Origin of the sequence: Allocoleopsis sp., assembly GCF_036703385.1 — a bacterium.
GTDB lineage: Bacteria > Cyanobacteriota > Cyanobacteriia > Cyanobacteriales > Coleofasciculaceae > Allocoleopsis.
Genome location: NZ_DATNPA010000440.1, coordinates 1 through 7,390, shown reverse-complemented (window position 1 = coordinate 7,390; position 7,390 = coordinate 1). Strand labels below are relative to the sequence as shown.

Here is a 7,390-nt window from a genome sequence, read left to right as displayed (position 1 = left end):
AAAACGCCTGCCCTTACTACCCTAGCAAAATTTATTTCAATGTCACAAAAAACAGGGGAGCCCCTACCTCCTGAACAATTCCCGCATCAATTTGCTCTGAACTAAAAGTATAAGCAGTTGGTGTTCGTAAAGCAGTCAGCTCAATCTTCTCAAGCTGTTCTAGGCGGTAGAGTGACTCATCTAATTCTTCCCTCGATAGCAGTGGATGTAATTTCTCACGCAAGTGACAAATTGGCAGACCGTTATCCGTTACTAATTGGCGCTCTAATTCCTCAATTGTGAGTAAAATCTTATCGTCGCTGAGAGTCTTTGTCTCCATAGACTGTGCTGGCAGAACCTCTTGGAAGGATTTCCGCAAAAACTGGATATAATGACTCAGTAACTCTGGACTAAGAACAGAACAGCTTTCGCTAGGGTTGTACTGATATTGCAGATACTCTTTCCCTCGTTCTGATAACCAGACCTCTTGAATTTTTTGGTGCTTTGGTTTTACCTCAATCAATCCTCGCTCTGCCAAGCTTTGGATGACGGTTTGTCGTTCTTCAGCAGGAATGCCAGTTTCTTTTGCCGTTATCCTACCTTGAGCGCTTGCTCGAAGTACCTTGCGTTCCTGCGTTGTCAGGGGTAAGTCATCAGAGTCCTGCTTCAGAAAGAATTTGCCGGGAGGAGCAATCTTAAACTTGCTAATTTTATAGGAACACACCAGAAATCCGCGATCGCACAGCTTGCCGCAAATCTCCTCTCGCTCAGTCTCTGAAATTGTAGGATTAAGCTGGATTTTAGATAAGGGTGCCCTATAATCTTCAAACGTCAATAATTTCAAAATCAACTTCAGCTCAACCGTATCCATATAACCCCCTTGCCTTATACAATTTTGGATGCAGTCATTTTCAAGCTTTCGCAATTTGGTCATTTATAAAATTTAAGGATTAAAGGTAAGTAAGACAAGATTAGCCCAAGGGTTGCTTTGCGAAAAAGTCCTGATATTTGAATGGAATTTTGCCAAATTCGACGCCCCTCTAAAGGCTCTCCCTTTTTAATTAATCTTAAACTCAGAATTTGCTTCGTTCCAGCTAATTTAGCTAATTTATATGAATGTAGTATCTCTAATTCCTCATCGTTAAATTTATAACTACTGATAGAGAAAACTTTGAGCCGTTGAATTTGGCGCTGCTACGTCGCTATGAGGAGCGATATTGTGCTAAGTTCACTGAGATTGTGGTTACAACGCCCGAAGATAAGCGTGAGTTAGCTGCGTTCGAGCCGGAGGGTCAGATTTGGGTGATTCTCAATGGAGTTGATTTCAGTGTGTACCCTAAGCGTGTTTGTAACCCTGGAGGACACCGACTGATATTATGCGGGTCAATGAATAATCGCCCAAACATTGATGCAGCCTGTTTTTTTAGCTTGGAGGTGTTCCCGGAAATTCAACAGCGGTATCCGGAGGCCATGCTGGAAGTTGTAGGAGGGAATCCAGTGCCGGAAGTTTTGGAGTCAACTGAGTATGTGTACGCCGTTAGCCGCCTATTTGAAAACCGCTCATTGCGAAAACAACTTTCAGAGAAGGCGCGATCGCTGATGGAACAAAAATATACTTGGGAACGTGCTGGTAAACTCTATGAACAGGTGTTATCCGGGCATCAGGATTAGGGAATAGGAGCCGGAGATTAAAAATAGCGATGAAAACACCTCAAGATTCACCACAGCGCCAACCATCCGTCAAAAACACGCGACGGGTCAAGAAACCTTTGGACAAACCAGTCGGGACGGGTTCAGGGGGTTCTAGTCAGTCACTCGTTCGCCGCCAGTCGATGGCGAACTCACCCCACCAAGTTCAGCCGCCCCCCTTGAAGCAAAAAGCAAGATTGAAGGGTTGTCTGGTTAGCTTAGGCGCACTCGCTATTTTAGTGGCTTCAGGCGCTGTGGTTGTTGGGGGCATCTGGCTAGCCATACTGCTTATGGTCAACCCCAATGCGGTGGTTTGGCTCAATCGATATTTGCCACAGTGGACTCGTATTTCCGTTTCTGACTCTTCACCGCCAAAAACCCTTGAGACGATTCAGAGCGAGGTTCGCCAAAGTGGACTGATTCCAGGAGAAGCGCTATTCCTCTCTAAAAATGGCATCGATGACGGTTCGACAGCGCTGTTGTTGCCCATCTCGAAATCTCCGCCAGCTTGCCAACTCGATTGTGAGCAGATTGTTCAATTGAGAGTGTATCAGCCTACTAAGCCGGGATATTATCAACTGGCAACTCAGCTTGAGATTGCAGGCCCTGAAGAGTATTTTGTCCTTTCTTCCCTACTCAATACCCAAGCAGATCAGGCCACGGAATCTCGTTCCCTGCCTCTAACAAAACTGAGTCGCTTTGACGACAAAGCTCCAGAACCTGGTTTCTGGTTCAATCTCTCTGGTCAACGGCTGAGTGGTGACACACCCATGACCTACGGACAGGTGGTTCACTACAACCCCGACCAGATGCACCTGAGTGTGATGTTGCAGTGGACAACCCCGAACGAACAAAGTCCCGATTGGCAGCAAGTAACCGGCGATGCCAAATCGGAATTAGTTATTAATCAAACCGTAGGTTTAGAACCGCGCTTCAAGGTTTACCAGCTTCGTCCTCGCAATTTTGTGCCCAACCCGATTGTTCTGGAGGAAATTTCCCTAATCCAGCCTGCATTAGACACTCCAACTTTTCGCAATGCCCTGTTGTTAGCCCGTCATGGGTTGTGGTCTCCCGCCCTGCAATTGTTGCAATCCCCGAAGAAAAATAATGGGTCAGCGGCTGCCCAAGCGCAAATAGACCTGATTCAATTACACGCACAGATTACACAATCCCAAGCCAAGCAAGCATGGGCAAGCCCTAGTTCTTCGATCATGGCAAATTTAATGGATGGTCGCTGGGCAGATGCGTTGCTCATCTTCCAGTCGTTCGTGCCAGGGGTGCAGGCACAAGACATTGTCACCCTGCTCAAGACTGATTCGGGAGGATTGTTGGATCGGGTTGAAACGGCGCTCAAGGTGAATCCCAATAACATGGAGGTGAAAGCTTGGGGCGCGTTGATTTTGGCGGCAAAGCAAGGACGATTAAAAGCGATCGCGTGGTTGGCGCAACACTCTACAGATAAATCCGTCAATTACTCCTCAATCAACGAATTACTCGACCGTCTAGATACGGTCTTGGGTACAGCGTCCCCCGCCAACTCTCAGGGAAGTCGAATTATTGGTACAGCACAACCTGTGTTAAGTATCAATCCAAAGGATTGGCTGCAACCAGAAGATGGGCAGGGGCAAAATGAAGGGAGTAGCATGGCGGGTCGCATTTCTGCCCCCATCGGCAACATCCCGACTCCACCTGCCTCTGCCCAAGCCAGTCCCATTCCTACCGTCTCCCCTACAGCATCCCCCCCAGAGCGAGGTGGTGTTCCGAATCTACAACTAGAGCCACTACAAGTCTGGTATCAGGTGCAGGTTGCGGCCTTCCACGATGGTCAACGCTGGTGGCAAGCCCCTTTTTCTAATTTGTTCCTGCCCAACTCAGTCAGTGCCAAGCAGCTGTGGAACTATCTCGGCTTAGGCACGGAGTCCCAAATTCAGATTACCGTCTGGAATGCCGAGGGACGCCAGGAATCCACCCAAGCGACGGTGAAAGCGGTCTCTTTCCAAGGTGGTGTCCTCCAATTGTTGGCAGCAGGTGATGTGTTACCGACCTTCAAAACCGCTGACTCCGCTGCAAAAAGTCGCCTTCTGGCCTACACAGACGCCGCCCTTCAATGGATAGAACCGTCTTCTACGACCGTATCCAGCCTCAACCAAGTACAGCCTCAGTGGGTATCAGCACTTCTCCCGACACTCAGGGGCGAGTTAGTGAAGAGTGGTCATCTTAAGTCTGGCGCACTGCCGACTAATGCAGCCATGCTCAAGGAAATGGGGCAATGGTCGGTTCAACTGGTTGAGCTAACGGGTAACAACAAGCCAGATGCGGTGTTGACGTTGTACGAAGACCGCATCTTTGGAGCCTTAAAAACGCTAAATAACAAGCGACCTGTAGAGAACAATGAGCTGTATAGACCCCTAACTCTCATTTTTTCCGACGACGGAACCTTGATATACAGCGAATTGTCCCAAGATGCCAATACCTCACTGACGGCGATCGCAGACTTAGAGGATGGTGGCCCTGCGGCTTTAGTTCTGAATGGGAAGAATACCTACAGCTTGAGGCGCTGGTCACCTGAAAACAATCGTTTTGAATGAGAGTGCGATCGCTGGACAGGAGGAACTCAATCTTTTCTCTTCTTCCCTTTGGCCTTCTGCCCTCTGCCGTCTGCCTTCCCTACAGTTTGAATCTCAAAGACCTAAACAAATGACAACTTCTTCTATATTCGTCATATCGCCAATTAACCTCTGTAAAGGAGGTGGCAGCTTCTTTATCAGGGTTGGTATAGCAAAAATTTGCTCTTGTTCTAAAAGTTCAGGTCGCTGATAAATATCAATTACCTCAATTTCATAATGTCCTTTTATGTATTTTTCACAGATTTTATTCAGGTTTTGAATAGCACGTACAGATTTAGGAGAATTTCCGGCAACATACAACCGAAAAACATAATTTTCTATCTCTAGCTTTAAGATAGATTGCTCAAACTCTTCTTTATAACTTTGGGAGATTTCGGATGAACTCTCCTTCCCTTCTACTGAATTATTCATAACTATATTGCTGCCGCTAACCATTCAATTTCCTTCCTAGTCAGTCTGCTACATTGTCAACTTTATCTGCCTGACGGAACTGCGCCCGTTCTACTCGCTCCTGAAGCCTGCTTTGCTCCTGTAGCTCTTCTTGCTGAATCATTCTGTTTATGTCTTCTTTTTCAGCCTCAAACTGAGATCGCAAAGCTGTTATTTGGGATTCCATTACTTGATGTTTCCGTTCAAGTTCACGTTGCTTCTGTTCGATTTCCTGCCGACGGGCTAATGCAGCTACTTTTTCCTGTGCCTCTTGTACAGCCCGTGCCGTACCTGTCAGCACGCCCTCAGTCCCGAGATACACATCCACTAATTCCACCCCGGAACTCGTTAAACGGAATTCACGCACCTGATTCGAGTGTGCCATGCCACGAGATTTGAGGAGATAAAGTAAACGATTGCGCTCACCATTACTTTCAATATCACGCAGCAGCAACCAGGTATCCATTAAGGATGAAATACCCACGTCTGTCTGTTCCAAAGGATTGCCGTCTGCATTTAGACAGGTCAACAAAGTAGTGATTTGCTGCATTTTCAGGAAATCAATCAGCCGCATCAAGAATGATTTGATCTGAATCTCGTTGCCGCTATAGGTCAGATTGGATATCGGATCGATAATCACAACCCTTGGTTTAAATTTGTTGACCAACTGATGCATCTTAACGAGGTGCATTTCTAAGCCATAGAAGGTAGGACGCAAGGCTTGGATTCTCAGCAGACCTTTTTTTACTAATATTTCCAGGTCGATGCCAATTGATCGCATATTACGGATAATTTGGTTGGCTGATTCCTCAAAAGCAAAATAGAGGCATCGTTCCCCCCGCCGACAAGTAGCGTTGGCAAAATGGGCAGCTATAGAACTTTTGCCAGCGCCAGCGGTGCCGGAAATCAGGATACTGCTACCCCGAAAAAATCCCTTACCTTCCAGCATGGTATCGAGCCGCTCAATGCCAGTGGATATTCGTTCGGTGGATACCTCATGTTCTAAGCCGATGGAGGTGATGGGTAAAACGGAAATGCCATCTTCCTCGATTAAAAATGGATATTCGTTAGTGCCATGCCTGGAGCCACGATACTTAACAATGCGCAAACGTCGAGTTGAAAGTTCATCACTCACGCGCTGATCGAGCCGGATAACACAATCGGAAACATATTCCTCCAAACCATGCCGCGTCAGTATGTTATCGCCACTTTCACCCGTGATAATAGCTGTAACACCCTTATCTTTGAGCCAGAGAAACAGCCGCCGCAGTTCCGCCCGCACGATCGCATCGTTGGATAAGCCCCCAAAAAGTACCTCGATTGTATCTAAGACAACTCGCTTGGCTTTGATAGAGTCAATGGCATAACCCAGCCGAATGAATAATGCTTCCAGATCGTATTCACCGATCTCTTCGAGCTGGCTCCGTTCAATATGAACGTAATCAATCGCCATGTTCTTGGAGGCAATCAGCGCCTGCAAATCCCAACCCAGTGAAGCGACATTTTGCGTTAGTTCTTCGGCAGACTCTTCAAAGGACATAAAAACGCCCGGTTCACCGTAGTGTACTGCGCCGCGTACAAGAAACTCCATTGCCATCAGCGTTTTACCACTGCCTGCCTTGCCGCAAATCAATGTTGGACGCCCCTGAGGCAATCCCCCATTGGTAACTTCGTCAAGTCCCTGGATGCCAGTTTGGCATTTGGCAAGCATAGCCTTGTGTAGCTGTGTGGTCATCTTGAGTTGGGTGATGTATTAGCAGGTTAGTCAAGTGGAGAGTAATCGAAACGGTTATTGAGCAGCTAGGGTTAGGTTTTCGCCCACGAGATTTTGATTCAAAGCTAATAACTCAGTATAAGTAGTTTGCAGAGTCAGAAAATCGAGACTTGGGTGTAGTCAAAACTAAGGGAGAACTCATCCAGAAGTTAGATTTCTCTAAATTGTCGATTATCTTCCTTGACAATTTCAAGTCTATGTGAATATAAATCATGCAGATGGTTGAGTTAAGTTGCGATCGCCTTTAGCAGTGGTTTAGGCCATCGTTCCCTGGGGCAGTGCCTTGTAAGCGATCGCTACCAAGCTTCTGTTCCTATTACGGGGTCAACAGGTTTGTCCCGGCAGATTTTAACAGTTTGGATTGTGCTATTTGGAGAGGACATAGCTAGATTTGTGACAGCATTTCCAGACCGGAAGGGAGGACAGCAATGACTAGATTTGAGCTGTTTGACTCAGTGAAGTTGACCGAAGCGATCGCCTTAACTGATGGGGGTACGGCACCACCAGGGACACTGGGTGCTGTTGTCGAAGTTTTTAAAGAGGGCGAAGCCTACATGGTAGAACTGTTTGGCGACTGGGTGAAGTACGATGCAGCAGAGAATTTCGTCCCAGCTAATCGCCAAGATGCAGAGTCTTTTCTGGAAACCCTTGCTGTGGAAATGGTCTATCCTCATCAGTTGCAATTAGTCAAACCTGTCGAAGAAACGGCGGGGGTACGGGCAAGATTAGCTGCTGTTTTGGATGAGCTATCGGAGGATTTGTTAACTGAGGTGCAGGATTTCGCTGAGTTTTTACTGCAAAAGCGACAAAGGGTTAAGTGAACTATAGTGTGCGATTGCAAGCCGTTATGCCAAACAACTTAGGGGATGCGATCGCACTTCCATCTTCCCCT

The 7,390-nt window shown here is 47.0% G+C and carries 7 protein-coding genes; 4 read left to right on the top strand and 3 right to left on the bottom strand.

From position 1 onward, the window contains the following. Positions 1–31 precede the first annotated feature (31 nt). Complete coding sequence (locus tag V6C93_RS21620; protein WP_333478743.1) at positions 32–850, bottom strand: hypothetical protein; 819 nt, start codon at positions 848–850, stop codon at positions 32–34. A gap of 308 nt (positions 851–1,158) precedes the next feature. On the opposite strand from V6C93_RS21620, the gene V6C93_RS21615 reads away from it, so the two are divergent. After that, positions 1,159–1,650, top strand: coding sequence for a hypothetical protein (locus V6C93_RS21615; protein WP_333478742.1), 492 nt, complete (start codon positions 1,159–1,161; stop codon positions 1,648–1,650). Positions 1,651–1,679: 29 nt separating this feature from the next. Further along, on the top strand, positions 1,680–4,256 hold the full coding sequence (locus V6C93_RS21610; protein ID WP_333478741.1) for a hypothetical protein: 2,577 nt from the start codon (positions 1,680–1,682) through the stop codon (positions 4,254–4,256). Positions 4,257–4,349: 93 nt separating this feature from the next. Here the strand turns inward: V6C93_RS21610 and V6C93_RS21605 are convergent, their stop codons facing one another. Together V6C93_RS21605 and kaiC are read right to left on the bottom strand one after the other, a co-directional pair. Next, positions 4,350–4,706 carry a circadian clock KaiB family protein gene (locus tag V6C93_RS21605; RefSeq protein ID WP_333478740.1) on the bottom strand — a complete coding sequence of 119 codons (357 nt, stop codon included), beginning with the start codon at positions 4,704–4,706 and terminating at the stop codon, positions 4,350–4,352. Positions 4,707–4,746: 40 nt separating this feature from the next. Continuing rightward, positions 4,747–6,459, bottom strand: coding sequence for a circadian clock protein KaiC (kaiC, locus tag V6C93_RS21600; RefSeq protein ID WP_333478739.1), 1,713 nt, complete (start codon positions 6,457–6,459; stop codon positions 4,747–4,749). Between the two features lie 276 nt (positions 6,460–6,735). Here kaiC and V6C93_RS38390 point away from each other — a divergent pair, with 276 nt between their 5' ends. Together V6C93_RS38390 and V6C93_RS21595 are read left to right on the top strand one after the other, a co-directional pair. Then, the gene (locus V6C93_RS38390) at positions 6,736–6,930 is read left to right on the top strand and encodes a DUF6883 domain-containing protein (RefSeq protein WP_349262791.1); all 195 of its coding nucleotides are present in this window, start codon (positions 6,736–6,738) and stop codon (positions 6,928–6,930) included. Beyond that, entirely contained in the window at positions 6,927–7,319 is a 393-nt protein-coding gene (locus V6C93_RS21595; protein ID WP_333478738.1) for a DUF2281 domain-containing protein, read from the top strand. Before V6C93_RS38390 ends, V6C93_RS21595 begins: the two co-directional genes overlap by 4 nt. Positions 7,320–7,390: the final 71 nt, after the last annotated feature.

Coding starts and splice junctions, on each gene's coding strand:
- V6C93_RS21620 (WP_333478743.1), bottom strand. CDS start 850: ATGGATACGGTTGAGCTGAAGTTGATTTTGAAATTATTGACGTTTGAA.
- V6C93_RS21610 (WP_333478741.1), top strand. CDS start 1,680: ATGAAAACACCTCAAGATTCACCACAGCGCCAACCATCCGTCAAAAAC.
- V6C93_RS21605 (WP_333478740.1), bottom strand. CDS start 4,706: ATGAATAATTCAGTAGAAGGGAAGGAGAGTTCATCCGAAATCTCCCAA.
- kaiC (WP_333478739.1), bottom strand. CDS start 6,459: ATGACCACACAGCTACACAAGGCTATGCTTGCCAAATGCCAAACTGGC.
- V6C93_RS21595 (WP_333478738.1), top strand. CDS start 6,927: ATGACTAGATTTGAGCTGTTTGACTCAGTGAAGTTGACCGAAGCGATC.